At 59.9% G+C, this 25,385-nt stretch carries 19 protein-coding genes; 4 read left to right on the top strand and 15 right to left on the bottom strand.

Annotation, left to right across the window (positions count from 1 at the left end; all coding sequences use genetic code 11):
- Positions 1–264 precede the first annotated feature (264 nt).
- Together tcmP and ABIC17_RS15995 are read right to left on the bottom strand one after the other, a co-directional pair.
- Positions 265–1,443 carry a three-Cys-motif partner protein TcmP gene (tcmP, locus tag ABIC17_RS16000; protein ID WP_354283455.1) on the bottom strand — a complete coding sequence of 393 codons (1,179 nt, stop codon included), beginning with the start codon at positions 1,441–1,443 and terminating at the stop codon, positions 265–267.
- A gap of 2 nt (positions 1,444–1,445) precedes the next feature.
- Positions 1,446–2,186: a DUF5131 family protein gene (locus tag ABIC17_RS15995; protein ID WP_354283453.1), complete on the bottom strand. Its 741-nt coding sequence runs from the start codon at positions 2,184–2,186 to the stop codon at positions 1,446–1,448.
- A 24-nt stretch (positions 2,187–2,210) separates the two neighbouring features.
- On the opposite strand from ABIC17_RS15995, the gene ABIC17_RS15990 reads away from it, so the two are divergent.
- Entirely contained in the window at positions 2,211–2,381 is a 171-nt protein-coding gene (locus ABIC17_RS15990; RefSeq protein ID WP_354283452.1) for a hypothetical protein, read from the top strand.
- Positions 2,382–2,442: 61 nt separating this feature from the next.
- On the opposite strand, the gene ABIC17_RS15985 is transcribed toward ABIC17_RS15990, so the two are convergent.
- The 7 genes from ABIC17_RS15985 to ABIC17_RS15955 are packed head-to-tail and all read right to left on the bottom strand — an operon-like array spanning position 2,443 to position 15,014.
- On the bottom strand, positions 2,443–3,039 hold the full coding sequence (locus ABIC17_RS15985; RefSeq protein WP_354283451.1) for a hypothetical protein: 597 nt from the start codon (positions 3,037–3,039) through the stop codon (positions 2,443–2,445).
- A 23-nt stretch (positions 3,040–3,062) separates the two neighbouring features.
- Positions 3,063–5,012: a BREX-3 system phosphatase PglZ gene (gene pglZ / locus ABIC17_RS15980; protein WP_354283449.1), complete on the bottom strand. Its 1,950-nt coding sequence runs from the start codon at positions 5,010–5,012 to the stop codon at positions 3,063–3,065.
- Positions 5,009–7,783 carry a DEAD/DEAH box helicase gene (locus tag ABIC17_RS15975; RefSeq protein WP_354283447.1) on the bottom strand — a complete coding sequence of 925 codons (2,775 nt, stop codon included), beginning with the start codon at positions 7,781–7,783 and terminating at the stop codon, positions 5,009–5,011. Before ABIC17_RS15975 ends, pglZ begins: the two co-directional genes overlap by 4 nt.
- Positions 7,780–10,551 (bottom strand): DNA methyltransferase, encoded by a 2,772-nt coding sequence (locus tag ABIC17_RS15970; protein ID WP_354283445.1) that lies wholly within the window; start codon positions 10,549–10,551, stop codon positions 7,780–7,782. The genes ABIC17_RS15975 and ABIC17_RS15970 overlap by 4 nt, the downstream gene beginning before the upstream one ends.
- 1 nt (position 10,552) lies before the next feature.
- Positions 10,553–14,293 carry a DUF6079 family protein gene (locus ABIC17_RS15965; protein ID WP_354283443.1) on the bottom strand — a complete coding sequence of 1,247 codons (3,741 nt, stop codon included), beginning with the start codon at positions 14,291–14,293 and terminating at the stop codon, positions 10,553–10,555.
- On the bottom strand, positions 14,290–14,790 hold the full coding sequence (gene brxF / locus ABIC17_RS15960; protein ID WP_354283442.1) for a BREX-3 system P-loop-containing protein BrxF: 501 nt from the start codon (positions 14,788–14,790) through the stop codon (positions 14,290–14,292). Before brxF ends, ABIC17_RS15965 begins: the two co-directional genes overlap by 4 nt.
- Positions 14,791–14,792: 2 nt before the next feature.
- On the bottom strand, positions 14,793–15,014 hold the full coding sequence (locus ABIC17_RS15955; RefSeq protein WP_354283440.1) for a hypothetical protein: 222 nt from the start codon (positions 15,012–15,014) through the stop codon (positions 14,793–14,795).
- Between the two features lie 37 nt (positions 15,015–15,051).
- Between ABIC17_RS15955 and ABIC17_RS15950 the strand changes: the two genes are divergently transcribed.
- Entirely contained in the window at positions 15,052–16,923 is a 1,872-nt protein-coding gene (locus tag ABIC17_RS15950; protein WP_354283438.1) for a DUF262 domain-containing protein, read from the top strand.
- Positions 16,924–17,263: 340 nt separating this feature from the next.
- Here the strand turns inward: ABIC17_RS15950 and ABIC17_RS15945 are convergent, their stop codons facing one another.
- Both ABIC17_RS15945 and ABIC17_RS15940 read right to left on the bottom strand, forming a co-directional pair.
- Entirely contained in the window at positions 17,264–18,466 is a 1,203-nt protein-coding gene (locus ABIC17_RS15945) for a tyrosine-type recombinase/integrase (protein WP_354283436.1), read from the bottom strand.
- Positions 18,463–19,974, bottom strand: coding sequence for a tyrosine-type recombinase/integrase (locus ABIC17_RS15940; RefSeq protein WP_354283434.1), 1,512 nt, complete (start codon positions 19,972–19,974; stop codon positions 18,463–18,465). Before ABIC17_RS15940 ends, ABIC17_RS15945 begins: the two co-directional genes overlap by 4 nt.
- A gap of 112 nt (positions 19,975–20,086) precedes the next feature.
- Here ABIC17_RS15940 and ABIC17_RS15935 point away from each other — a divergent pair, with 112 nt between their 5' ends.
- Positions 20,087–20,305: a hypothetical protein gene (locus ABIC17_RS15935; RefSeq protein WP_354283432.1), complete on the top strand. Its 219-nt coding sequence runs from the start codon at positions 20,087–20,089 to the stop codon at positions 20,303–20,305.
- Positions 20,306–20,484: 179 nt separating this feature from the next.
- On the opposite strand, the gene ABIC17_RS15930 is transcribed toward ABIC17_RS15935, so the two are convergent.
- From ABIC17_RS15930 to ABIC17_RS15915, 4 genes are all read right to left on the bottom strand, one after another.
- Entirely contained in the window at positions 20,485–21,081 is a 597-nt protein-coding gene (locus ABIC17_RS15930) for a hypothetical protein (RefSeq protein ID WP_354283430.1), read from the bottom strand.
- 373 nt (positions 21,082–21,454) lie between these two features.
- Positions 21,455–21,808 (bottom strand): hypothetical protein, encoded by a 354-nt coding sequence (locus ABIC17_RS15925; protein ID WP_354283428.1) that lies wholly within the window; start codon positions 21,806–21,808, stop codon positions 21,455–21,457.
- A 757-nt stretch (positions 21,809–22,565) separates the two neighbouring features.
- The gene (locus ABIC17_RS15920; RefSeq protein ID WP_354283426.1) at positions 22,566–23,666 is read right to left on the bottom strand and encodes a DUF2493 domain-containing protein; all 1,101 of its coding nucleotides are present in this window, start codon (positions 23,664–23,666) and stop codon (positions 22,566–22,568) included.
- Between the two features lie 81 nt (positions 23,667–23,747).
- Positions 23,748–24,194: a DUF736 domain-containing protein gene (locus ABIC17_RS15915; protein WP_332748094.1), complete on the bottom strand. Its 447-nt coding sequence runs from the start codon at positions 24,192–24,194 to the stop codon at positions 23,748–23,750.
- Between the two features lie 885 nt (positions 24,195–25,079).
- Between ABIC17_RS15915 and ABIC17_RS15910 the strand changes: the two genes are divergently transcribed.
- Positions 25,080–25,349 carry a hypothetical protein gene (locus ABIC17_RS15910; protein ID WP_354283424.1) on the top strand — a complete coding sequence of 90 codons (270 nt, stop codon included), beginning with the start codon at positions 25,080–25,082 and terminating at the stop codon, positions 25,347–25,349.
- Positions 25,350–25,385: the final 36 nt, after the last annotated feature.

Below are 25,385 nucleotides of genomic sequence, written 5' to 3'. Positions count from 1 at the left end.
GCTACATAATCGAATTGGCGTCCCGAACTTGGCTTTGCGTTCGGGTTTGAGCGGTCCTCTCATCCGTCGCGCCGTCCATTGAACGCGTCGAACAGGATGCCTTCTTTGAATGACTGAGAAATCCACCTCCATAGGAACTCGGTTTCGACCTGGGAGGCACTTCCAGCAATCGCTGGGCAGTCGCACTGACACCGCGTAATTCATCGAACTCACAGAACCACTGTCGCAACCGGATGACGTAGAGTGCGTCGCCTATCCGTGCTTTTAGAGGTCGACTTTTATGCCGCGCGACATCCTATATGTGTCGTCTGGCACCTGCTTGCGATGTCCCCAGTCAAGGAAGTCGATCTCGCCAGAGCTCTTCAATTCCGCCGCGATGCGACCCAGTCGCGTCTTGCGGACGCCGTACTTCGCAAGAATGCGAGGCCACAGTTCACCGTAGGTGACGGTTCGCGGCGCTTCCGGAATGCCGTCAATGAGCGCGGCGCGCGCCTCTCTCTCTTGCTCGGCCAGCCACCGTGCCGCGAATTCGTCACCGGTCGGCGCGGCCCCGAACATGTCAACCATGCCAGCGCGCTCGTCCCGCTTGGCAGACTGCAAATCGGAACGCACCTTGTCCTGTGCCTTGAGCGAACTGTTCTGGCAGTCTCGGAACACCTCCACGCCCTTGGTGCTGCGGGTGGCATAGATCAGCGAGTAGTACGTTCGGTTCTTCAATGGGAAGAGGACTGGCGTTTCCATCACGTAGGGGTACCCGCCTAGGCCGCCGATCGCTTCGCTGATTGCAGCAACCAGCACGGCTTTGCGCGCGTCCGCCACTGACTGACCGAACGCGACTGAGATCCCATCCAGTCGCGGCTTCCAGTCTGTGTTCGGCATTAGCGCCTCCAGGCCCGCCTGGATGGCAGCGTTCGGCATCGAGGCGGACCAGTTGATCATCGTGAACATAAAGTTGAACACGACCTCGCTGTTCGGTCGGTGAAGGAGCGGCGCAACTGCTTTCATATCAATCTTCCAGCCCTTCGGATCCATGAGCACGAAAGAGAAGGCGTCTGCCGGAATGGCGCGTAGAAGGTCGGGAACGAACTTCACGAAGTCACCATTGAAGGTCCGGATGTCTATGTCCGGATAGAGCGGCACGATTTTTTGGAGCCGCGCGTATGCGTCAGGGTCTCGTTCGACGAGCAATGCCCGCATCGTACGGTCGCCACGGCCCATGTCCTTCCACGTCTGCTTGGCTCGCCGAAGGCTTCTCAGGGCGATGCCGAAGGAGGTGTCCTCGAACCGATCAGCTTGGTCCTGCCATGGACCGGAGAAACCATCTACGTACACGATGTCGCGTCGGCTACCGACCTTGAAGACGAGCTGATCGACGTAGTTGGCGAGGAAATGGTGCTTGATGAATGCCTGTTCGCGACCTCCATAGTTGGCGATGTCTGGCATCGTCAGGCGGCTCGCGACGCGACAGGGACGGGAAGCTCGTTCCATTCGCGCCCATCAAGATCGCGCCCCCCCGTCTTCGGACGGATGCCGCCCCACTGCTTGAAGAAGAATGCGACGTCCTGCGCCGCGCATTGGTCGCGGATCTCCCTGGCCCATTCTATCATCATCGGTCGAGCGGCCGGCCCGCTCTCGCCGCCGGCGATGACCCAGTGAATGCCGGACAGGTCGACCGGGCCAACGGAGCCGATTAGTGGCTCGACGGACAGGAATCGCACCGCGGCGGGAGCTTGGCGAAGATGCGTTATTCGAGCGCTGCTCCGGCTGTCCTCGACAGACACGCCGAGCCAGATGTGTGGCGGCGGAACCACGGTGCGGTACCGGCGCTTGAGGTAGTCCCGCATCAGCGAGCTGCGCTTCGTGAGCACCTGGAATACGTGCCAGTCGGCCTTCTCCATGCTGTCGAACACCCGGTCGACGAATTCGCGCGGGACCTCCTTGTGGAACAGGTCACTCATCGAGTTGACGAAGATCATGCGCGACCGCTTCCAATTGAGCGGTTGATCGATGCGTTCTGGCCGCAGTGTCAGGTCGAAGCCGTGCTCGAACGGATGGCCGGGTATGCCACGCCAGCGCTCCGAGAAGCGGGCGGCGTAGCAGTTGTCACAGCCGGCCGTGATCTTCGTGCAGCCCGTCACTGGGTTCCACGTAGCGTCAGTCCATTCGATTGCACTGCCGTCGGCCATAGTCACGCATCCCCGGAACGAACCATGAACCTGTCATATCGTGACTCACGGCGCAATAGCTTTGCCAAAGACGTGATCATCACCGCACCAACTGGCGCTTTGCGCCGATCGGTCAAGGAGTTCGGCTGGAATGACCAGATCAGCCTGTCTCGCCAGCCCGGACTGTTCTATATTTTTGATCAGCAGGCCGCATAACGCACAACTAACTGAAACAGCCGTCCTTTTCTGAGGCGATATTAGACCCATTCAGCTACCATTAGACCCAAGACCGTCTGAAGCCGGTGAGGAGTGGTTCGCCTGAAGCCAGCTCCTGTGGGCTCTGGCGATATATGCTCGCCGCCTGATTGATCAGCGCGAAGCCGTCGCGACTAAGGGTCAGATCTGTTGGAAGGAGAAATCTTCCATCCGCTGATCTGGTCAAGAGTCCCCAAGAAAGCATAGTCTTGAAGGTGTAACTGGTCGCCTGATCGATCGTGGACCGCTTGCCGTGTCGTTCGAACATTCGCCGGTGGATTTCGCCAGCTGTGCAGGTTTCGTGGGTGCGGAGTAGCCGCCCCACGGTTTCGCGGACTTCAGCGAAGTACGGATAGGCGGCGATCGCTACTGAACAGTACGCTGCCGGCTTGGCCGCATCGCCTTCGCGGCGAATTATCGATGCCGCTTCCATTGCGACTCCGATCTGCGCGGCAGATGAAGATAGCCACATGCGGGAGAGAATGCCGCGCGTCTTGACGCGTACGCTAGCCGCCGAGATGTCGAGTTGTAGCCGAGCCTCCAGCTCCGCCATGCTGACTTCGCCGCGGACAGCCTCGGCCGCGATGTCCATCCACTCGGCTGAGATGAATCGATCCATGCCGATGCGCGGGCGTCTCGTTGTCACGCGCTTTCCTTCCTACTGATTCGTACGAAAGGGACGATCAGCTCCTCAAGGGACGCGCCTCCGTGCGTCACCACGTGTTCGCCGCTGTTGATGAAGGCATTGCCCGATCCTGCGAAAGCCGGAAGCAGTTCGGCAGGAATGCCGGCGGGATCGAAAGCGAATGCCGAAGAGCACGACGTCAACAAAGTCTCACGGAGCGTTAGCGAGTCATAAATTCGTACTCGCTCACCACGCTCTAACGCGGCGACCCCTTCGTTCGGCCGGCCGATGCCGACTGCATCAGTGTTGCCATGATCCGCCGTAACGAAGATGTCGTAGCGGTTCGAGAGGAACCATTCGATCAGGGTGGTCCAGGCACCGGTTCCGAGCCAATGGTCGATTTGTGCCGAAAGGTTTGCTTTTCCGAGTACCGTTCCGTGCATCATGCGATCCACTACGTCGACTACGATCCCCACGATGGCAGGCTGGTTGGCCAGTTCGCCGACCAGATCGTCGACCGATGCCCGGCTCGAGATCCCTTTTCTATAGAAGATCTTATTGCTGGCCAGTCCGGCATCGGTCCATAGCCGCTGCCACAGCCGCGGTTCGGCCGATGTCGATCTGATCGTGGTCGCGAAGGTCCGCGGGACCGCGCCGGCGAAGATCGATTGCCGAGAGATGGAAGTGAGGGTTGGAAGCCAGGCAAAGGCTGCTCCGGAATCGATCAACGCGGAAGGGATTGCCCTCGCCGTCTCGCGCTCGAGCTGAAGCCACTGGTCAAGCGCAAGCCCATCCATGACGATGAGAGCTGTCCGATCGTTAGTAGATGACCGACGGTGCTCGATATGTCGCGCGACCTGGTGGACCATGACTGGCGCCCGCACGCTGGATGTCGATGCCAGGGTATCGAACTTGAGTGGAAGCCATTCGCGCAATCGTTCGTCAGCAGCGCGCCGGAGCCCCGAGATCCGCTGAGTGATAGCTGATCTGTCTTCGTGCGCGTTCCCGTGATGGTCAGATACGATGGTGGCGTAGCGGCGCGCGAAGGCGAACCAGGTCCGGTGGTCGGCGTCTCTTTCGGGGACGTCGGCGATCGCCTCGTCGATGCGTCGTTCGAGTAGGCGGCGACGCGCAGCAGGATCGGCCACGACGAGCGGGAGCACCCAACCAGGAAGTCTCTGGCTAGCATCCGAGGCGACGGCGGGTCTCACGACACCATCAAGCACCATGGTGTCTAGGCTTCGGCGGATGCGCGGCTGCTCTACCGGGATCGAATGAGGCGCTGGAGGCTGATCCTCCACGAGAGCGGAAACATAGGCATCCCAGTCTTTCTGGACACGATCGACGAACAGAGCGTCGTCGACGAGTATCTTGACTGCTTCGTCGCGCGAGAGATCGGGCGGAACGGCCATGATCGCGGTCGCGCGCTCTGCGAGCACCGTCGGCAGGCGCATTCCATCGAAGAAAAGATCGAACCTGGCCACCCAGAAGTCGACGGCGCTTCTGATCAACGTTGGCGAGAAGCGGAACAGGTTGGCGGAGATGAAATCCTTCGTCGCTTCCGACGACAGACGCGTCCGAATTTGGAAGCCGTAGGCTGCATCTAGATCGTCGAACCTCTCCGTACCGATTGCCTTTACTACGTTCGGATCGAGGTTTTCGAACAGATCGGCCACGTTGACGTGGAGCACCTGACTTTCTTCGAGTACGTCGAACGGCGCCGATGCCTCATCGTCGCACGGTACGTGCACGATCCACTTCGCGGTGTCAGATCCGTAGAACTGAGTTTCATATTCGTACCGGAAGCGGAACTGGTTATCGATAGTGACGAGTTCGTATCCCCTTGCCGCCAGGATTCTGCTTACTGCCGGTTCCAAGAAGAGCCCGTCGGCATCGAAGACTGTCCAGAGCCGCGATCGCTCCGGTATAATCTTTTCAGTCAGGCGCTCGTACCATTTCGCTCTCATGCCGCTTCGACCTGAGCGGCAGCGATAAGCTCAAGCGTCGGCAGCGTCTTTGCTATTGCCTCGATTTGGGCGAGCCGATTTGCGTGGGCCTCTTCCAGCTTGCGCCTACGATGCGAACGCACGTTCTCAAGCCCGATACGGCCGATAGCTCGCTGGCGAGCCTCAAATGAGGTGGTCGCGCGCTCTCTCGCAGCCGCCGTTTCCTTATCCTGCTCGCGAACCAGCTGCTCGTAGACGGGGCGGAGAATCGGCTGAGCCCCGTCGCGGTCGACTTCGACCCGCTCGGTGGTCGCTACCAGTTCTACGTCTTCACGTGACAGGAGTTCGTCCCAGACCCTAGATCCAGCGGGTCCGAACGTTCGCGCGCCTTGGCAGAACGTTGCAGCGTACCTGTGCCTGCGGCTATCAGTGGCGATCCCGATTCTCCAAAGCGCCCATATGCCGGCAATGCTGCTGGGAAGCCCGGGTACCCTGAGATGCACGGAGGCGAAGTTGGTCGTCGCCCGCTGAACGTCATCGATCAATCCCCTGACCCTCTCGTCCTGCAACGAGAGGGTGGCAGCATCAGGATCTGATGCATGATCGACAGCCGAGCGGCTGCTGGTCAGGATGCCTGGTGTTTCCCCCGGCCAACGTATGCTCATACGTTCGCCATCGCGCTGGATGTCACCGCCCCTGTCGCGCACGCCTGCGATGACGGCCCGCTCGATCCAATGATGAATCGGATGTTGCCTAGCATCGCGAGCTGCCTTTGGGTCGAGAATGCTATGTCCCGCAAGCATCTCACGGTTGCGCTTCTCGTCCGCAATCTTGGCTCGAAGGTTCTCGAGCGTGTGGTCAATCGTACCGTCGAGTGCATCGCCGGCCAGAGCGGAGAGATAGACGGTGTCGAACGCACCTTCTGTCTCGGACGAGTCGAGGACGTCCGCTGCCTTGTCGAACCCAAGCTCCTCGGCGATCGCTGCCAATTTCTGTTCGAGTACGTCCCGGACACGAGCTTCGACCGTATCAGCCAGTTGCAGGTTGAATGCCCGCACGGTCTTACCCTGTCCGATGCGATCGACGCGCCCGATCCGCTGTTCAATGCGCATCGGGTTCCATGGCATGTCGAAGTTGACGATGACGTGTGCGAACTGCAGGTTCAGGCCTTCACCGCCGGCGTCGGTCGAGACGAGTATGCGAGCTTGGCTGCGGAACTCCTCCTGCGCGCGGATGCGATCATCAAGAGGCATCTGCCCATTCAGGGTTGCGACGTTGATGCCCCGATCACGAAGGGCCGTCGCCAGCATCTCCTGGGTGGGTACAAACTCAGTGAAGATGAGTACCTTTAAGTCTGGATCGTCCTCCTCAACCTCGATTTGGCGCATGATCGTCAACAACGCGTCGAGTTTAGGATCGTTGATGCCGCGAGCACGCAGCGCCAGGTCAAGAAGCATCTGGACCTCAGCCTTCTCGCTCTGCCAGCCGGGCCAGTCGATCATTTCCTCAAGCCGCTCCTGGGCGTCGAGGTCATTCAGATCTTCGTCATCCAAATCCGCGCCCAACGCGAGCTGCCGATTGGGTTCGGACAGCGCGGCGAGGCGACGGGTGAGCGTGGCTGTGATGGCGGCCGTGGACGACGTGACCAATCGCTGCATCAGTACCATAAGGAAGCCGATGTGGCGTTGCTTCGATTTCAGTGATTGATTGTAGCCGTGGCGGACATAATCGGAGACGGCTTCGTATAGGTCACGGTGAGGCGTGTGGCGCGGCAGCCAATCTACAGATTCGAGCCGTGTCTGCCGCGGCCTGAATAGAGGAGCGCCCTCGTTGTCGATCGCGAGACGCTTCTCCGTTCGAACGACGAACGGGCGAACGCGATCTGGTGTCAGGCTCGTCTCGTCGGGGAATGCCTCACCATCGAGGAGCCTCATGATCCGCAGGAACTGTTCAGTTTTGCCCGAGTGAGGCGTTGCGGATAAAAGTAGGAGGTTTGGAGCAGCGTCGGCGAGTGCTGCCCCAAGCCGGTACCGAGCCACCTGATCCGTTGCGCCGCCCAAGCGGTGGGCTTCGTCGACGACCACAAGATCCCAACCAGCCGTGACGAGATCCTCGAAACGGCGCTGATTGTACGCAGCGAGTCTCTCGTGCGACCAGCCACGGCGCCGGGTGATCGGCTTAACGCTATCCAGCGGGCAGATGACTTGATCATGGTTGGTCCATGGATTGTCGCTGCCATGATTACTGCCCTCCATCGATGAAGGGTCGGCGACATGGAATGTCTCGCCGAAGTGAAGACGCATCTCAGCCTGCCATTGCGGCGTAAGTCCCTTAGGTGCGACGACTAGGATACGCTGGGCGATGCGCCGCAGTTTGAGTTCGCGGATGACCAATCCCGCCTCGATCGTCTTGCCGAGCCCGACCTCATCCGCAAATAGATGGCGGACTCTACGTTCTCCCATGGCCCGTTCGAGTGCGTAGAGCTGGTGCGGCAGAGGCGTCACGATTGAGCGTAGCGGAGCCAGCAGCACATCTTGAGCCAACGCTTCCTGAACACGGGCAGCGGCGATCCGATGGATGAAGGCATCAAGACCGTCTGCTGGTGAAGCGCGCTCGAGTTCGCCTGAAGGGACAGATGCAACGTTCCCGTCGCGCAGCAGCCAGACCGTTACCGCTTCATGTCCCCAGGCAGTCTCGATCGACAGGACGCGAGCGGACTGACCGGTCGGAGCATGCCAAAGCCATGCTCCGACCGATGCAATCGATCCTTCCGTGGCCCCCGCCGTGTTCATCGGCCGGACTGGATGCGGTTCGCTGCGAGTTCGTAGAAGGTGAGCAGCTTCTCATCTTCCTGCCAAGCATCCTCCGTCACCTTTTCGGCGACATCGATGATCGTCTGATAATCGCGAGCTGCATACGCGGCTTTGAAGCCGGCACGCATCACCTCAAGCCGGAACTCGCGCAAGCGCCTGCCGCGGTGCGCCTTGTAAGTTTCGAACTCCTTGAGCAGCGCTCGTTCTCGCCGGCGTTCGACATCTTGGGCTCGACGGGGATCGGGTACGTACCAGCGATCGCGGGCTCGCGCCTTCAACGTTGAGTCACCCTTGTCGAGGTTGCGCAGTTCCTTCCAGTTAGACGACAGGTAGCCGTGAATCTGCGGCGGGACCTGTTCTGACCCGTCATACTGGAGGAAGTTGCCTTCGAGCAGATCTGACAGCTCGGGTTTGGTCTCGTGCTTGCGCCAGCCAGCGCCCATCTTCTTGATGAACTCGGGAAGGATGTCCTGTCTAGTCGACGGCTTTGCCTTGAGATGGTCGGACAACCAGTCGATGGCCGACCGCTCGTCGTCCACGAACAATTCGCGCTGAGGCGCAACCGCCACGGTAAGCCGTACGCGATCGTAGTCGTCTACCTGGTTGGGGAGGAAGAGCATGCCATCCCTCTCGACGAACCGAGCGACAACCTGTTCCTGGAACTCGGCGCTCGATATTGGAACCGGGGTGTTGTGACGAACGAACCACGCGACCATGCGGTCGAAAACGCGTCGTGGGTCGCGCTCGGCGACCGCGTCCATGCCACCCTCCTTGTTGCGCTTGACGACGGCGAGGTTCCGCAAGTGCGTACGAACGAAGTCCCAAGCAGTGTCTTCTGTTAGCCCGCGTTCCTCGAAACGATCCTCCAAACCGCCGTTCGGCTTGTAACAAGACACAACAAGGTCCTGCTTGATAGCGTTCGTCGACGTGACCTGCTTGAAGCTACCTTGCTTCTTATCAAGCGCGGTAACCTCGGCGACCACGAAGCCGGCCTGCTGAAGTGCAACTTGGATGGTATTCCAAACTGAAGCCTGACTGTTTGAGAAGACAACCGTCATCCATCTACCAGGCTTGAGCACTCGAAAGTACTCGGAGAAGCACGCTTGCATTGCAGACTGATAGTGAATCAGCGACCGATCGACATACTTGTCAACCACCGCTTCATCGACATTGTTGGTTATGACGCCGTGCCACGCTTCTACCACGAAGTTTAGGGCAGAATAGCATATGTTCCCACCGAACGGAGGGTCGGTGAAGATGTAGTCAATGGACGATTCAGGAATTCCGATGCTCGCTGCCGATCCAACTGACACGGCCACGTTGCCATAGGTTGGCCGGAACGCCCGAAATGCAGAAATCAGCCGAGTGAACTTGCCTTCGAGGATGTACCATGGGCTGACTTCAGAATGCTGCGACCCGACATAGAACACACCGTTTAAGGCGCGATTAACCTGTGAGAAGTGCGTCGGGCTATATCGATTAAGTACCGACATACCGATTATCGCTTGCTCCACTCCAAAGAGTAAAGCGTTTCGGGTTCGATCATCTTGTTCCTGAGAGCAGAGTCTCCACAGACAGGCGAGTGCGTGAGCAGCGCGAGGTACAAAAAACTGGGGTATAGCTTGAGTATTTGTAGTTCTCATACGTCCTTCGTAGGACGACTTAGACTTGTTCAGGTGAAGCGTGGGGAGTTCGGATGGAATAGCTAGATCACTGACCTTGCGAATCAGATCGCGATCCTGTTCGTCTAACTCTTTTCGGAGCGCCTTGCCTTTCTGCTTGTAGACAATGCCAACCGGCTCGCGTCGGGGGCGCCAGTCCGACTTACCTGTTACAGGGTCCAGATACTGTTCCGTCGCGAGCTCGAGTTCTTCCTTTCTCGCCTCTGCTGAGCAGCTGGGGCATACAAGTCGGGCGCGACCCTCATCCTGCTCAGCGCGATCCGCGGACGCAAAAACTATCTCATTGGTGCAAGACGAACATACGAAGACCTCACTCCAGATTGTAAAGTCGATCTCTGCTTGTCCGTGCTTGCCCTCTGTCTCGTACATCCAGCCTATTTCATCACGGGCTGCTGAAAGGAGACGTTTACTTGCTCTTTCGAATTTATCAATATCTATTGGATTGACGTAATTAGCCGCGATGAAGGACGCCGCCGGTGATAGGTCGTTGATGATTGCGTGCCTAGCACCCCAAGTCGGTGCTGGCCGACCGTCCACGTCATTCTCGGCTTCGAGAATGGTCCTGTAGCTAGTTGGCGCCGTGCCGCAGAACGAGGCCGCGACTCCAGTCATACCTGAACCTCCGAACCCATCGAGAACGACGTCTCCGGGACTGGTGTAATGTAGGATCGATGGCACGATAGCTTGATGCGGCACTTTTGTGTGGTAGCCGTGTGCCCTGTAGAGCGGATCCGTCTTTCCCACGGTCACGTCGATAGCGAGGGGCGCCCGCGAATAAGACATCGTCGGATCATACGGCGTTCCGACGTAGGCTATGATCTCTGGGAGAAACGGGTTCGGGCAAGCCGTATAGAAGGGGGGATCAGACATGCGGATGATCGCATCGTCCAATCCTTGCGGAAAGTTCGGCACCGCCCGGAACGTAGGATCGGCAAGGTATTCGCGCAGCCGCTCTCTGAAATGTTGTCGACGGTCGTCATCGCTGGCGAATTCTATGCCAAGGCACGTCACCTTCTGCGCAGGGGCGGTGAGTTCAAGTCCGGATTGATGCATTTTGCTGGCCATTTCAGTTCACCTTCACCACGAAACGGACCTTCGAGATGTCTTTGCCTTTGACATGGGTCTCGAGCAGCTTTTCGAAGCGCGCTCGAAGTTCTTCAGCCGTTACTGGCGAGCCACCATCCAAGAGAGCTGCAGCAAGCTGGGCTGCCGTTAGTTCTTCGCGAACGAGGCCGGACAATGCGTCGCGCATGGCGGCGACAAAGTCCGAATCCAGCGGCATCGGAAGCTCAGCTCCGTCTGCAAACCCGCGGATACGGTCACGCTGGCTAGACGGTGCCATGTCGATGCCTTCAGCGCCGGTGATCGGATCGTCGAACTGCTCGCGGAGCTTGCCTGCCCAGCTTTTCAGCATACCGTCGAGGTCGGCGTCGAACTGCGACAACATCGCCTTCGGGGGCGCGAGCGGCAGCTCTTCCCTGGCGGGGCGATAACTGCAGTTCGGGCAGAATGGGGAGGCGGATAGATCGCTCGCCACTATGCCCTCGCAGCTCTGGAGCGCGCCTATCCGGTCGTCGAACCGGTCGATCTCGTGACCAGGCAGGATCGGGACCGAGCGGAGCAGACGCAGCGCCTTGCGGCGCTCGTCGTTTATCAGGCTTTGCTTGGTCTTGAGATCCTCAAGACCGATACGTGCCTTCGCGTGACGCGCGAGATAGTGGTCGATGTACGACGCTTTGATCTGTTGGAGTCGCTGGCGGATTTTGGTCGCCTTAGCATCGTCCAACTCTCCGCTCAGATCAGAGGCGATTTCTTCGCGAGCCTTACGTGCTTCGGCCACCCAGGAGTCATCGTTGGGCAGGCCTAGTTCGGCGTTAGCGAGGTATGCGGCCATAGACGCGAGGCCATCTAGCCGTGACGCGATGGCGCCGACCCGACGGAACGTCGCCATCCGCGGCTTCTGTTCTGCAACCTCTTCGGCAGTGAGCCGTAGGTTCTTGAGTTTTCCGGCGGTATCGTAGCGGGCGATCGTCTCCGAGAAGGTGCGGACGGCATCCATTTCCTTGCGGGCGAACTCAATCTCGTCGTCCCGCAGGATCGCCTGCCCCCAGAAGGTGAGCTTCTCCTTGGTGCCGGAGGCGAGTATGAGGCCATCCTTCGCCGCGGTTGCGGCACGATCGACGATCTGGCGAATCGCCGTCTCATCCCCGCCGGCAGCGAGCTGCGCGCCACCCGTAGGCAAGCCGAACAATTCGAAGACCTGCCGGAGGACACCCACGTCAACGTCCTTAGGACGCTCGATGTGCTTGAAGTTGATCAGGTCGTCGAGATTGTGATCCGCTAATTTTCCAATGCTACTGGAGTCGATCTTGGTTCCTGGCAATGAAAGGACCAGGTCGCCACTTGCGACGAGGGCTCCGATCACTACGGCTACGAGATCGTGTTCGATACCGTACAGTCCCGGCTTGAACATCTCGACGGCAGCGTCGCCCTCAAATATCTCTGATCGGTTCAGCACCTGCCCCGCAGGCTTGGCGCGCAGCATGTCCAGAAGAGCGCTGGCGTAGAGCGAACCTGATGTGTCGATGCTGTCGCCGTCCATCAGCTTGAGCGCGTCCAGGATCTTGTTGCCGTCCTTGGTGCGTCCGCCACCAGCGAGGGTCTTCAGCGCAGCGATGCACGATGCCCGCCGATTGTTCTGGGTAACGATGGTACTGAATGTCGGGTAATCGGGGTATGTCTCGGCGAAGTGTGGTGCGAGGCAGACACCGGCTACGACGTTCGCCATGTCTCGGAAGTTTAGGGTCTGGTCGCTCCGCAGATGCGCGCGATCACGCACATCCACTCCCTTGAGCCAGTCCTGCATTGGCTTCGTTTTGCCACGGTATGAGACCTGGAAGGCGGTCGATTGGTGCTCGCGTAACCAGCGCTGCATCGCCCGAAGCGCTTCTTCCCGCTTCTGTGCGTACACATCCTTTGACGGGCCGCTGGTCAACTGTGCCCAGTCGCGTGCGGCCCAGTAAGTTCGCAGGATCGCGACTAGGGCGTCGTCCCTGTCTGCGAGTCGGAAGAAAACCTCGTCCTCCTTCGCCTCGTCCTTGAAGTTCGGCGTCGCGAAAGGCTGGAGGAAGTAGACGTAGAAGTCTCTGTCTGGCTGAGCGGTAGGCCGATCGTTGGGCGAGCCAAGAAAGAGGTAGCCGCTACGGTCTACACGACGCTCGTTCCATTCTAGATCGTGCTGCCAGATGCGATGGCCGGGCACGTGCGCATCGTCGTCGACACGCTCCATGAGGTTGAGAATGGCGCTGTAGTAAGCCTTGTCGAGATCGCTGTCGTCTAAGGTCTCTGCGCGCTTGGCGACCTGGGCATCGTAGTCGATGTCCTTCTTCAGATCGAGATAGTACTGTTCACTGTCCGGTGAGCGGCTGATGAACTGCCCGTTTGCCGTCCTCATGATCTCGGCAAGCGTGGTTTCCACGAATCCGAGGAGGTCCGACGCTGCTTCCTCAGTGCCGATGTCCGCGACGAGGGGATGGAAGAGGGAAAGTTGGTCGCGTAGCTGGGACGGCGTGACCCCGATAGCTACATGGACATCATCTGTCGTGAGCCGATGGACCGAAAGACCGGCAATTAGGCGCGTGGCCATTGGCTTGAATGAAGCCTTCCTTGCCGGCCAACTGCTGTCGATCTTCTCGCTGAGAACCCCGGAGCGGCTTACGACCTGGCCGACATCGTGATCGGCACGGAGCGCGGCGTTCCCGCTGATCTCCTGCCAGAAAGTGTCGTACGTAATCAGGCCGGGCGCATCAGTAGGAACGTCCTGCTCCATCCGATCACGGATCACCTTTGAGAGCGTCGAGAGAGCACTCCGCTTCTCGGCGAATTTGATGTTCTCGAAGACGCGCAAATAGTCGGGATGTACGGGGAAGAGGCGAACGAACTGGTCCATTCTCTCCGCCATGTTTTCGTAGTACTTGGCGAACGGCTCAAGGTGCGCCCGGATGGCGGCAGACTGATCGGCGTCCTTGCGTAGCAGGCGTTCGGATACAACGAAGCTGATGTCCTGCCGACCGATCTGAATTTGGCGGAATCGATCCTTCACGCGGAGCAGACTGTCCGCCATGTGCGAGAAGCGGCCACCTTCGAAGATCGTCTCCTGGATACCCGCCATGAAGCGGAAACGGGTTCCATTCGCCAACTCGCCGATTTCACGAAGGAGCGAAAGATCGTGAACAATCTGGTGATCGTTGCGACCGCGCAGGTAGTCGAGTAGCTCATCAACGACGAGGAGAATCCCTTGGTCAGGGTACTTTTCCTCGAATGCCGCCATCATGGCGGCAAATCCCCTCTTGTTGTTGACTACTTTATCAACCGAGGGGAACTGGTACGTTACACCGATCCCGCTGAGGAATTCCTCCAGCTGCGACGTGATGATCGCGCGCAGTGACATCTCGCCGGCTACCTCGATGCGATGAACTTTCAATTTGCCGGCGATCGGTGCAGCAGCGTCTCGAACCCGGTCGTTGTTGATCAGCGGAAGATATCCCGCGTCCTCTGCAATAGACGAGAGGACCGACATCAGATGGGATTTGCCAGTCCCATAATTGCCGATGATCATCATGCCCTTATGGTCCACATCAGCACCGAAGCCGATTTGCGGCATGATTATGTCTGCGATCTGCGCGGCCATCTCTGGCGAGATCACGTACGATGCAATCAGCTTCTCTGCTGCCGTGGGTTCATTGGCATGCAGAAGCTGGATGACCGACTCAATCGGATCAAATTGGATTAGATCCCCGTACTTCACTTCAAGCCCCCGTTCTCTTTCGTCAAATCGATGATGACGGCACGCGATGCGTCCTCATTCACACATTCAGGATGACCGAGCTGCGCGTATCGCAGCCGGTTGTAATCTACTCGTCCGGGCCAGACGGCACAGATCGGATTTTGTCGCGACATGCGCACCAGAGCGTCGACTGCGTTGAGCGGAACCGCAGGAGAGAAGAGTCCCTCAATCCGGGTCAGAACAGGATTTGGTCCTGCTGAGGCGACGATCAAATCGATCGCATCAAGGACGTCCTGCACCCGGGGTTTGTGGTCGAGCTCGCCCAAGATCATAGCAAGCTGCATTCCCACGATAACCGGTTGGCTACCGAATAAGACACACAAGGCGTTTGCAAGAGCGTTGCGCTCGGAAGCGCTTCCACCTGTAATCAGAAGGGGACGAGGCGCGGCATGGCGTAGATCTGCAAGCAGGTCATGTGTACGCTCGGCCAACGCTGAAATGTTGATCTCGGTGTCCACGATCAAGCCCTGATCGTCTCGAGAACGATCCTGATAAGCTGGGCACGCTCGACGAGCAGTGCCTCAAGTTTGGTTCGGGCATGAACAGGCATGGGGTGCACACGGCTCATCCAGTTTCGGATGCTCCTGTCCGTTGTGGCCAGGTCACGCGCAATCGAACTCCGCCAGCGCTCCCCGTAGAGCGCCTTACCTGCGGCTACCAAAATATCGACGTCGTCCCCCATGCTTCCTAGCTACCGGAAGTACGGAAGGTGCGCAAGGATGATGTCGATCTGTTCCAACCGGAAATCCGATAAGCCGGACGCTTTAGATCTCTCGCTGCGCCGCTCTTTGCCGGAATCGCGCGACCGCCCCATCAAGCCGCTGCTCCCTCCCATGATCGGTTGCTATATCGTGGCGCAACGAGGTGTTCTGACGACAAATTATCTGCGAGAGCTAGGCGGTTATCTTTCACAGCCAGAGGTATCAATGCGGCTCAATCCCCAGCATTTCACTGTCGCCAAACTCATGCAGAGCAGGTTGTTCCGCATTCCGGACTATCAACGCGCGTATTCCTGGCAGCAGCGTCAACGAGCTGATCTGTTCGAGGATATCCGGGAGGTGCACCGGACGGGCCGCGACCACTTCATGGCGACCGTTGTAGGTCTCGCGCGCGACACCAGATCAATTGACGCCGACGAGTTCAGCGTGGTCGAATTGGTCGACGGACAGCAGCGGATCACGACGCTCGTCATCCTAATTAAGGCGATCGAGAAGGCGCTCCACGCTGACGATCAGATCGAAGGCAAGGTCCGCGACGATCTTCGCCGGCTGTTGGTCAAGGGAGACGACCATAATCTTGTTCTCCTTCAGACCAACCACGACAGCAGCGACGTATTCGCCAGCTATGTCCGGGATGGCGAGATCAGGAAGGACTCGATCGTCACGGCCGCGGACGGGAACGTCGTCAATGCCGCGGTTGAGTGTGAGGCGTTCGTGGCGAAGTGGAATGACGTCGGCACGCTGGTCGAGCTGGTCGCTACAATCCGCCACAAGCTGTCCATGATTTACCACGAGCTCGACGACGAAGGCACTGTGTACAGGGTGTTCGAAGTCCTCAACAGCCGTGGCCTTGATGTCCGGTGGATCGACAAAACCAAGAGCCAGCTGCTGGCTTCGATCTACGAATACGTCGACAAGGGATCCCGGTCCGATGGCCTTCACGAGATGCAGAACATCTGGAAGGACGTCTATCGCAAGCTCGGTCTTGATGATGGCTTGGGCGACGAAGCCCTTCGGTTCGCCGGCACATGGTCGGAAGAGGCGCGGCCTAACCGCGTTCTCAGCGAGCAGGATGCGTCAGCTGCGCTGCTAAAGGCAGCAGGAACCAAGCTGGCGACGATCGTCAAGGCGGCTGCTTGGCTCAAGCTGGTCGTCTCGAAGGTTGTAGACCTACACAGCGATCAACGGAGAGCGGCCGTGACGCGGATCGGTCAGGCCAGGTTCCTAGCTATCGCCATCATGCTGCGGGGCTTCGACGAGCAGACCGAGCGGATGCTTCTCGGAGCTTGGGAGAGGGTTACGTTCCGTATCTTCACTCTCGCTGGGAAGGACAGCCGGACGAAGGTTGGCGACTATATCCGCCTCGGATACGACGTGCTGAAGAACCAAATGGACGCTAACAATATTCTAGAATCTCTCGCCGAACTAGCCGAGGGCTTCGACATCGATGACATCATCGACGAGAACACCTGGGACGAATGGTACGGCGGTTACAACGAGGAGGTCCGATACCTGCTCTTCAGGTACGAGGAGCATCTTGCGTCGGAAAATGGCGTGAAGATAAATGAATCTCAGTGGGCCAAGGTGTGGGCGACCGATCCAGCCAAGTCGATTGAGCACATTATGTCGCAGAGTTCAGGCAAGGGATATGTGCACAGTCTCGGCAATCTGACGATGCTTCCTCCCGGCGTGAACTCGTCGCTCAAGGACAAACCTCCTGAGGATAAGGCGTCGCGGTACGTCGAATGCGGTATGAACGCCACGATGGCCGTTGGTCGAGACATCGAAGGTGGTTTGAAGTGGAATAAGGAGGCGGTTCAAAACCGCGCGGCCAAAATCGAAGCGTTCGTACGGACCGAATGGGGGGACTGATCAGCAGCTTTCCCACCAATGTTCTGACGAATCAGCCCACCCCATGCGACGTCGAGCATGGGGTGGTCGGAGCGGGACGGCTGGGTTTTGGCAGCACGCTTCCGCGATTAGGAATGCTCTAGTTCTTTGGTCGGTTCTGGTGCGCAAATCCTGCCCGTTGTTTGAAGACGTTGTCATCATCTACGAATGCGCGACCGCGACCTTCAACAGACGGTGCGTTAGTCTAGCCGATTTAGCATTCTTGTTGGTACCAAGGGGTAGTCATGAAATTGGTACTATTTGGTACCTTTGCGTCGGTTATTTGATCGGCGATTTAACCATACCTTAGTAGCTGGTAGGATCAGGCGATCATCCGCTCGATCGCTGTTCCGATTTGTTCCGCTGCACCGAGGACATGATTGTCATCGAGGTGCGCATAGCGCGAGGTCGATTGAGTGTTGCGGTGTCCGAGCAAGCGACCAATCATCGGCAGTGTTTCCCTATTCATCGCCGCGTGACTCGCGAACGTGTGCCGAAGGTCATGAACTCGAACCCCCGGCAGCCCAGCTCGGTTGCGGATCGACGGCCAGTGATTGCCGATGCGCAGTACCGGCTTGCACAGCACCGGGTTCCAAAACAGCCACGCCACGCCCCGCTGGCGTGGCAGGGCGGCGATCACCGCACGGGCTTGATCACCCAGCCAAACGGTGCGCGGCCCTGTCTTACTGTCGCGCAGCTTCAGCCGGTTGCCCTTGACGTCCGACCATTGCAGGCCGGCCACCTCGCCCGAACGACACCCCGTCAGCAGCAAGAGGGTCACCGCCGACGCGACAACCGCCTTAAGCTTGTCCTCTCCGGCTCGATCCTCTGCCAGCACTTCGCCCAGCCGCTCTAACTCAGCGGATGACAGAAAGCGCTCGCAACGGTACTTCCGGTTAGGACGAACGGTCCGGCATGGATTGGTGTTCTCAAGACGATAGCCCCAGCTTTCTGCCTTGGTCAGCATGTTGGCGAGGATGGTCAGGCAGCGGTTGGCAGCCCCCGGTCCGGTCTCGTCATTGAGCGTGGCGAACCACTGGGTGACATGAGACTCGTTCAACTCATCGATGAAAATGCCAGGGAAGGCATGGTCGAGATAGAGCCGGCGGTACACGCCGTGCGTCGCAAGAGTGGACGCCTTCCACTGCGCCGACCAGCGCCGCCAATATTCGTCGACGAAATTATCGAAGCGTGGCGCGGAGCGGATGCGGTCGCGATCGGTCGCCGGATCATGACCAACCTGTGCATAGGCGATCACGCGCCGTGCAATCGTCAGCGCCTGGTGCTGGCTAATGATCGTTCTGGGTGCGATCGTGATCGTGCGGAGGCGCCCAGCCATGCGGGTCTGGACGATGTAGACCTCGCGCCCAGTGGGGTAGAGACGCAAACCAAAGCCGCGCTCATGCTCGAACCAGGTCGTCGACCGAGCCTTGGTGTCGGATCGATAGGGATATGGATATTCAAAGGATATCCCAACTTCGGCCAACGATTCGCGCACGATCCTTTTGAGTGCCAGCGCGGTCATGCCCGCAGCCCCATCGCTTGAGCCAGCGCGCCAGAGACCCGCTGTGCGGCATCCCCAATGACGTCGTCTGCAAGGTGCGCGTACCGGGCGCTGGTCTCCGGCAGCACGTGACCAAGCAGTTTGCCGATCGTAGCGAGGGGGACGTTGTCCATAATAGCGGTGGATGCGAAGCTGTGCCGCAGGTCATGAATGCGAAGGTCGGGCATCGAACACCGCTGACGCAGTGCCGTCCACCAGCTGACGACGGCGACAGGCGCTTTGCCGGTTCTGTCTGGGAACACCAGAGAGCAATCTTCACGGCGGGGCAAGGCGTCCAGAATGGCCATCGCCTGACTGTTCAGCCAGATAGTCTTCGCGCCTGTTTTGCTATCGGGCAACGCCAGACGGGGCGGTTGCACCCACGCCCAACGTAGGTCGCGGATCTCTCCGACCCGCGCGCCCGTGTAGAGCAGCAGCCTGACGATCGCGACCTGCGCCGGGTGGGTCGCTTCCGCGTCCCGAAGCGACGCGCCCAGTCGGCGATATTCCAGCGGCGAAAGAAAGCGCTCTTTTGGCTCGCGGGGGTAGCGGGGGAGGCCCCGACAAGGGTTCGAACCCTTGCGCCGGAAATGGAGCGCCTCGGCATATTTCAGAAGACTGGCCAGCACCGGCACCGCCCGATTGAAGCGGGTCTCGGCGCACCCCGCACAATCGTCGCGCCAGCGGATCACATCGGCTGGCAACACCTCGGCGACCCGCGTTGCGCCAAAGACCGGCGCGAGGTCGCGCCGCCAGGCAGCGTGGTTGCGCTTGGCGGTCGAAGGTTTCCAGTAACGGGCAATGTCGTTCCAGTAGGTTTCGACGAAGGCAGACAACGTCGGTGTGGCCTTCACCGACCTATGCTTGGGCAAGCCGTCGAGCGCCACCTCGGCTAGCAGGCGGCGCGCTTTGGCACGGGCGAACGTCGCCTCGACGTCTTCAACACGACCAAGCGTGACGCGGCGCTGCTTACCGCGATGGCGAAGCCGCACTGTCCAGAAAGCATGTCCACTTGGTCGGATACGGAGGCCGAACCCGGCAAGCTCGGCGTCCCAGATGACATATTCTGAAGGGCGGGCCGGATGATTTTTGCGAGCAAAATTACCGTCTAGTAGTGCCCGTTTTTCAGCTCTGGAGGCATTGGGGACCAAATAGCCATCAGAAGGGGCCAAAACAGGTTCGCAAACGACGGGAAACGTTGAGTTTTTGGGGACCAATTGGCCATCGCCACGCCCCAAACTGCAAGCCGCTTCTGAGCAACTCGCCATTAATTTTGTTGACTTTTTTTCCATTCTGCAAGCGTAGCTTGCGTAAGGTGTGCTCCACTGTAGTCCCGATCCATCATTGTTGCTCTGATCTCCTCGTGCGTCCGGTTCGATGTGAAGGTCGTCCGGGGATCCACGGGAAAAGGCCCCGCCATGCTGGCGGAAAGGTTGTCCTATCCTGCGCTCCGCGCGGGTGTCTTGGGTTCGTTTTTCGTTGATCGTCATCGGGGTCTCCGTGGGTGACGCTGAGAGCCTTGGTCTCCGTCTTTTCTATCGCTCGAGTGGCGGTTATACCGGGTTGTTCAGAGCCCGATCAGCCTGACCAAAAGGCAAGAATATGGCGAAGTCACTGGACGCTGAAATGGCCGCGATCGAGGCCGAGGAACGCAAGCTAGCAGACCGTCGAAAGGCGCATCTGAAGAAGCTGCGGGATACGGCGATCGATAAGGTCGAGAAGGTAGGGTTGCTCAAGCTCCCACTGGATCGACTGGAGCGGATTATGGAGGCGGTGAAGACGCTGGGCGTGGATGAGGTCGAGAAGCGGCTGACGGCGTAAGCCGGCGACGTTTCGAGGCCGAGGCCCGCTTCAATGGCCGCACGGGTTTGCTACCTGTGCGGCCATTCTGTTTCCAGCCGGAAAGCGGCGAAGCCGGCTTGGCGGTATCAAGCAAAAAAAGGGACGCACTAGCCGTTAGGCTGGGCGTCCCTTGCATCTTGTCTCGGTGTGGCGGGCGATCAGATCCAAGCCAGCAGATACTCGCCGTCGATGGGCTTCAGTGCCGCCATTTTGGATAGCGTCTCAACGCAATCCGCCATCCCCGGATCGGCATCGAGGCGTCGCCGGATCCGCGGGTCCATCAGGCGCTGCCGCAGCTCTGTCATTGGGACCATTCCGGCGATCGCTCGATCGATGCCAAGGCCCTCCAACAGCGTGAGCGCGGCCGGGTTCGCCATCACGATTTCCGGGGCCGCATCGGGGTTCAGTGACAACCGCATCTCTATGTCGCGCGCCCGGTCGGTTTGAGCGATCCGGACCCGTCGACCAAGGAACTGCGCCTCGTCCAGAATCGCGATCACGGAGGGATCGTGATCGAAGCATCGAGCGACCGTTGCCAGCGACAGATGACAGACACGCGCATCGAACTCGAACCACGGATCACCCGTCACGCCGTAGACAGGTAGGAGCAGCGCAAAGCCCAAGCGCAACGCCTGTTCGGCAAGCATATCGCGGAACGCTGCCAACTGGTCAGGGGTGATTACGGCAGCGCATGGCGGTGTGATCGAACGGCCGTCTTCGACGCGGAATGTGATGGTCATGCTGACCTCCTTCATTGAAACCGCAAACTCTTCCCTCCCTCCTCTCCGGTGAGGATGCGGGACGCCGGCGACCACGCACACCAGTCCGATCGGCGAGGCGTAGCCAGTGCGCGGCCGAAGGACCGCTGCGCGTAGGCGAACGAGGCGTATCGGGCAGGGAAAACGGCTTGATCGGAGGGGCGCGGCAGCAGCGCCGGGGCGGGTTCGATGCCCGCACTGGCGCGTCCCCGGCCGATGCGTAGCAAGGGAGGCCCGTAGGGGCCGAACCGACGCGAGCGAGCCGGTCGAGCAGGGCCGCATAATAGCGCACCAAAAAGGGCCACCCGGTCGCCCGGATGGCCCTATAGTCGTGAGACGGTGAGGGGAGGAGCCGTAGCCCCTCCCGAGGTCATTTAATGAACTGAGCGTAAGCCGTGAGCGCTGCTCCAACCGCGATCGCGCCAGTCATCAGCGAGCCAAGCCCGATGATGTACCATTTGAGCCCGTCGATCGATGTCTGCATGCCTTTGAGGCCGCTTTCCAGCTTGACCTCCAGTCCGGCAATCCGTTGATCGAACTTCCCTTCAAGTCCCGCGATCCGCTGATCGAGTTTGAGCTCGAGCCCGGCGATTTGCTGCTTCAACGGCTCAATTGCGCGACCCACGGCCATGTCGATCTGCTCCTCGACGACGACGACTGCCTTTGCAGCTGCCTCGTCGTCGATATTAGCCGATTTCAGTGCTCTGAACAACGCGACCTGCATTTCGTCCTCCTCTGGTCATCATGACGAAGTCCGACCGTCGGCCGGATTGGTGAGGGTCAGGGACCGCGAAGCGGCCGCGTTAGCGGCGGTAGGGGCAACGATTTTTCGTAGAAAATGGTGGGACCCTGCCGTCCTTGACGCTCGCCGATCCGGCCGACAGACTTGGAAGATCTTGAGATAGATTTCCCCCGCGGCAGCAGCGCCAGGGCGGGCTCGATGCCCGCACTGGCGCTTCCCCGGCCGAGGCGTAGCGAAGGGCAGGCTGAAGGGCCTGACCGATGCGAGCGAGCGAGGCCGGGGCGGTCAGAGTTTGGCGGTTCAGGTCGAACGGCTGGAGGCCAGTATCTCGACCGCGGCAGCAGCGCCGGGGCGGGCTCGATGCCCGCACCGGCGCTTTCCCGGTCGAGGCGTAGCCAGGGGAGGCCCGACGGGGCCGGACCGATGCGAGCGAGCCCGGGACGCGCTGGCCGCGTTCGCGAAGATCGGGCAGCTCGCGCCCACTCGGACAAGCTGGCTGCAGCGCATTACCGGAGGGGGGAAGGCGATCGGTCGTGCGGCGTCCAGGCGCGGCCCGACGGGGCCGTGCCAAGGATGCCGCGCGGCCGATCGCCTGGCGTGGGGGGAACCGTAGGGTTCCCCCCACATGCGACGGCAACAGAAAAGGGCCAGCGCCGGGGTTTCGCCCGTCGCTGGCCTAGTCATTCCTGCCAAGGAAAGGGGAGGGGCGGCGCGTTCTGGGCTGCGCCGCCCGATGGGGTTAGCTGATCGCCTGCCGCTTGGTTGCGGTGGGGGCGGGTGCCTGTCCGTCGATGCGGAAAGCGTGGGTCGGGACGCGGGCGTTTTTCAGCACCTGCAACAGGTTCGATTGCAGCCCGGAACCCTGACAAACGATCGCTTCGACGGGTGCCAGCTTTGCAAGCTGCTCGTTGCGGACGAACCCGGCGCGGTTGCCATAGCGGCCCGTCTGTGGGGTGAAGGCAACCACGGTCACGCCACGGCTCGCGGCCCATGCTGCCGCGATCATATCGCACCCCTTGCGCTGTGCGGTGGTGCAAAGCGTCATATGGGGCACGCGGGCCTTGATCTGGTCGAGGCGGTCCCAAAGCTGCTGGAAGTCGTGCCACTCTTGACCGCCCGAAAAGACGACAAGCGGGCCGGTCGGGTTGCGCTTCTCGCGGTGGTCTTGCGCGCGGGCCTTCAGGAAGTCGAGGGCGGCAATCTGGCTCGCGGTGCCTCCGCTCGAAACCTTCGATCCGCGCGCGGGGGACCATGGGTGGCCCGACTGCGCGCGGTAGCAATCGGCGGCATAGTCGCGCATGCATTCGATGGCGGCGCGGCGCTCGGTCATGGTCTGCGCGCGAAGCTGCAATTCCTCCATTTCCGTTGCGTAGATTTCCGACGGATCATAGCGGCGCGTCATCTCGCCAAGGTCGCGGCAAAGCGTATCTTCTTCGCGTTCCAGCTTCAGCGCCTCGAAGTGGAACGAGTTGACGAACCCCCATGCAATCGCCTGTGCGCTCGCTTCTAGGCGGGTATCGCGGAACAGGTCGAAAAGGGTCGCCATGATCGCCGCGCAATCGTGCTGCGCCTCGAGCGGCTCGGGCATGTCGAGTTCCTGACGCTCGCCGCCAAGCTCGACAATGGAAAGCGCGCCAACGTCGCCGAAAGCATCCTGAAAATTGGTGGTCGCCGTTTCCTCGGCGTGGCTATCGGCGATCTCTGCCGCGCGCGGGTCGCTGGCGTCGTCGCTGGCGGTTTCCGTGGCGGGCGTGGTGTCCGTGCTGGCGTCGGTGCCGTTCAACGCTTCGCCCGTTTCGGAAAAGCTGTTAAAGCGCGGGGAGGTCGTTTTCTTGGTCATGGTGCTAACCTTTGGCAGGGATGGCGGTTTAGGGTCGGGGGAGCGTTTCAGCCGCTCTCCCCGCCCGTCTTGGTCGGTGTGTTAGAACGCGGGGATTTCGTCGTTCTGCGGCTCGGCAAGCTGGCCGTTGTCGGTAGCGTTGCCGTTGCCGAAACCGTCATCGGCTGCTTTGCGGCGGCTTTGGCGGGTGCCGTCCATGTTCTCGCGGCGGGGCTGCGCGCGGTTCCAGACGACGCGGAAGCCTTCTTCGTTGTTGCCGAAAAGCGTGATCTGCAACGGCTCGGAAAGGCTCGGGTCGTCCAGCTTGCCCTGATAGAAAACCTCGCCGGTCGAGTTGCTGGTCAGCTGCCACAGTGCGCCGATCTGAACCCAGCGACGGGCGACGTTTAGGGTGACGATCTCGAAAACCGGGGCGCGTTCGTTGTTGCTCTCGACGGGACGAAGGCCAAGGCGCGGGAGGTCGATAGTCGCGGTTGCGATCGAACCAACAAGCTGACCGCTGGCGTTCTTGAACTGACCGATGTTCATAGTAATAACTCCATCTAGGCGGGGGCCTATCCCCCTATTGCCGGTGCTTGGGGCCTTTCCCCTCCGGCATCTTCTTTTTACCCCCTCCCCTCTATTTAGCCAAACGAATTGATTACTTGACGCTTAGTCATCGTACACGGTGAGTCCGAGCATAAAAGAGCCCCCGACTAGGGGGCGTAAATAACAAATCAAAGACGCATAGACCGCGGTAGCGGGCTATTCTGTTCCTACCGTTCTGATGGGCAAGGCCCGGCCTTTGTTCTCATCGCACCCGGAGCCGTCCTCGCAGGGGCTCAAGAGGCAGGCACGGCCGGCGGGGTCAACATGAATGACGGAGGCTCCGCGACGCGCAGCGGCGGGGAAACCGTAGGGCCTTTAGGCCCGGTATTCTTGTTAAGGCGTCTTCCAATCAAACAAAAATCATTGCCCGCTTGCGGGCAATTTTGACGCCGACCCCGCCGGACGGGTCTGGCGCGCCGAGACACTGAGAGACGGCGAAGGGTGCGATGAGAACACAGGCCCACAAAGAACACATCATGCGCCTAGCGCATGATTCCACAGCCGTAGGCTGCCTGCGGTGATCGCGGTCCTGGGCACGACGTGAGAGACGACGCACAACCTTCGCCCCACACCATCCGCGAACATGGCGATCGAGCCGCTCTGGGGCCGTTCCGGGAGCCCGACAAGTGATTGTACCCGAAGGGCCGAGACCCGCTCTTCGCGGGGCTCGGGGAGCCTCTTGGCGACTATTGAACGGTCCCGCCCCCTTGGGCGGGATGTCCCAACCCTTACTGCTCTTCCTTGACCACCTGCGGCGAACAGATAGTTTCCCTGATGTTGAGGTGACGCGTACGTCCAGCGCCTAAGCAAGTTGAAGGATCGACCATGGCAGAATCCAAGATGATTTATGTAACGTCAGCTGCAGCTATGCTGGCCGCGTTGACCTTGGCCGCGTGTGGTCGCGAACCATCGGGATCGACGGGCCAAAGCAGTCAGCCCGATACCGTCGTCACCAGTCGTTCTGAAGGCAAGGCGGTCCTGAACCCGCGCCGCGGCAGCTTCAAGAAGTCAGATCCTAATGCGCCCGCAGGTTATTATTCACCAGATGACGTTCATAAAACAACGCCCGAGCCGCGTAGCAAGTACACTCAGTAGAGACTGCTGGTCTCATTTGTCCCCAGCCAGGACATG

Source organism: Sphingomonas sp. PvP056 (assembly GCF_040549155.1).
GTDB lineage: Bacteria > Pseudomonadota > Alphaproteobacteria > Sphingomonadales > Sphingomonadaceae > Sphingomonas.
Note: the sequence above shows the minus strand (reverse complement) of the source record. Positions and strands in the feature narration are given on the sequence as shown.

Excerpts from the sequence above, each read along its gene's own strand:
- tcmP (WP_354283455.1), bottom strand. The coding sequence starts at position 1,443 with ATGCCAGACATCGCCAACTATGGAGGTCGCGAACAGGCATTCATCAAG.
- ABIC17_RS15995 (WP_354283453.1), bottom strand. The coding sequence starts at position 2,186 with ATGGCCGACGGCAGTGCAATCGAATGGACTGACGCTACGTGGAACCCA.
- ABIC17_RS15990 (WP_354283452.1), top strand. The coding sequence starts at position 2,211 with ATGAACCTGTCATATCGTGACTCACGGCGCAATAGCTTTGCCAAAGAC.
- ABIC17_RS15985 (WP_354283451.1), bottom strand. The coding sequence starts at position 3,039 with ATGGATCGATTCATCTCAGCCGAGTGGATGGACATCGCGGCCGAGGCT.
- pglZ (WP_354283449.1), bottom strand. The coding sequence starts at position 5,012 with ATGAGAGCGAAATGGTACGAGCGCCTGACTGAAAAGATTATACCGGAG.
- ABIC17_RS15975 (WP_354283447.1), bottom strand. The coding sequence starts at position 7,783 with ATGAACACGGCGGGGGCCACGGAAGGATCGATTGCATCGGTCGGAGCA.
- ABIC17_RS15970 (WP_354283445.1), bottom strand. The coding sequence starts at position 10,551 with ATGGCCAGCAAAATGCATCAATCCGGACTTGAACTCACCGCCCCTGCG.
- ABIC17_RS15955 (WP_354283440.1), bottom strand. The coding sequence starts at position 15,014 with ATGGGGGACGACGTCGATATTTTGGTAGCCGCAGGTAAGGCGCTCTAC.
- ABIC17_RS15950 (WP_354283438.1), top strand. The coding sequence starts at position 15,052 with ATGATGTCGATCTGTTCCAACCGGAAATCCGATAAGCCGGACGCTTTA.
- ABIC17_RS15945 (WP_354283436.1), bottom strand. The coding sequence starts at position 18,466 with ATGACCGCGCTGGCACTCAAAAGGATCGTGCGCGAATCGTTGGCCGAA.
- ABIC17_RS15940 (WP_354283434.1), bottom strand. The coding sequence starts at position 19,974 with ATGACGATCAACGAAAAACGAACCCAAGACACCCGCGCGGAGCGCAGG.
- ABIC17_RS15935 (WP_354283432.1), top strand. The coding sequence starts at position 20,087 with ATGGCGAAGTCACTGGACGCTGAAATGGCCGCGATCGAGGCCGAGGAA.
- ABIC17_RS15930 (WP_354283430.1), bottom strand. The coding sequence starts at position 21,081 with ATGAAGGAGGTCAGCATGACCATCACATTCCGCGTCGAAGACGGCCGT.
- ABIC17_RS15925 (WP_354283428.1), bottom strand. The coding sequence starts at position 21,808 with ATGCAGGTCGCGTTGTTCAGAGCACTGAAATCGGCTAATATCGACGAC.
- ABIC17_RS15920 (WP_354283426.1), bottom strand. The coding sequence starts at position 23,666 with ATGACCAAGAAAACGACCTCCCCGCGCTTTAACAGCTTTTCCGAAACG.
- ABIC17_RS15915 (WP_332748094.1), bottom strand. The coding sequence starts at position 24,194 with ATGAACATCGGTCAGTTCAAGAACGCCAGCGGTCAGCTTGTTGGTTCG.
- ABIC17_RS15910 (WP_354283424.1), top strand. The coding sequence starts at position 25,080 with ATGGCAGAATCCAAGATGATTTATGTAACGTCAGCTGCAGCTATGCTG.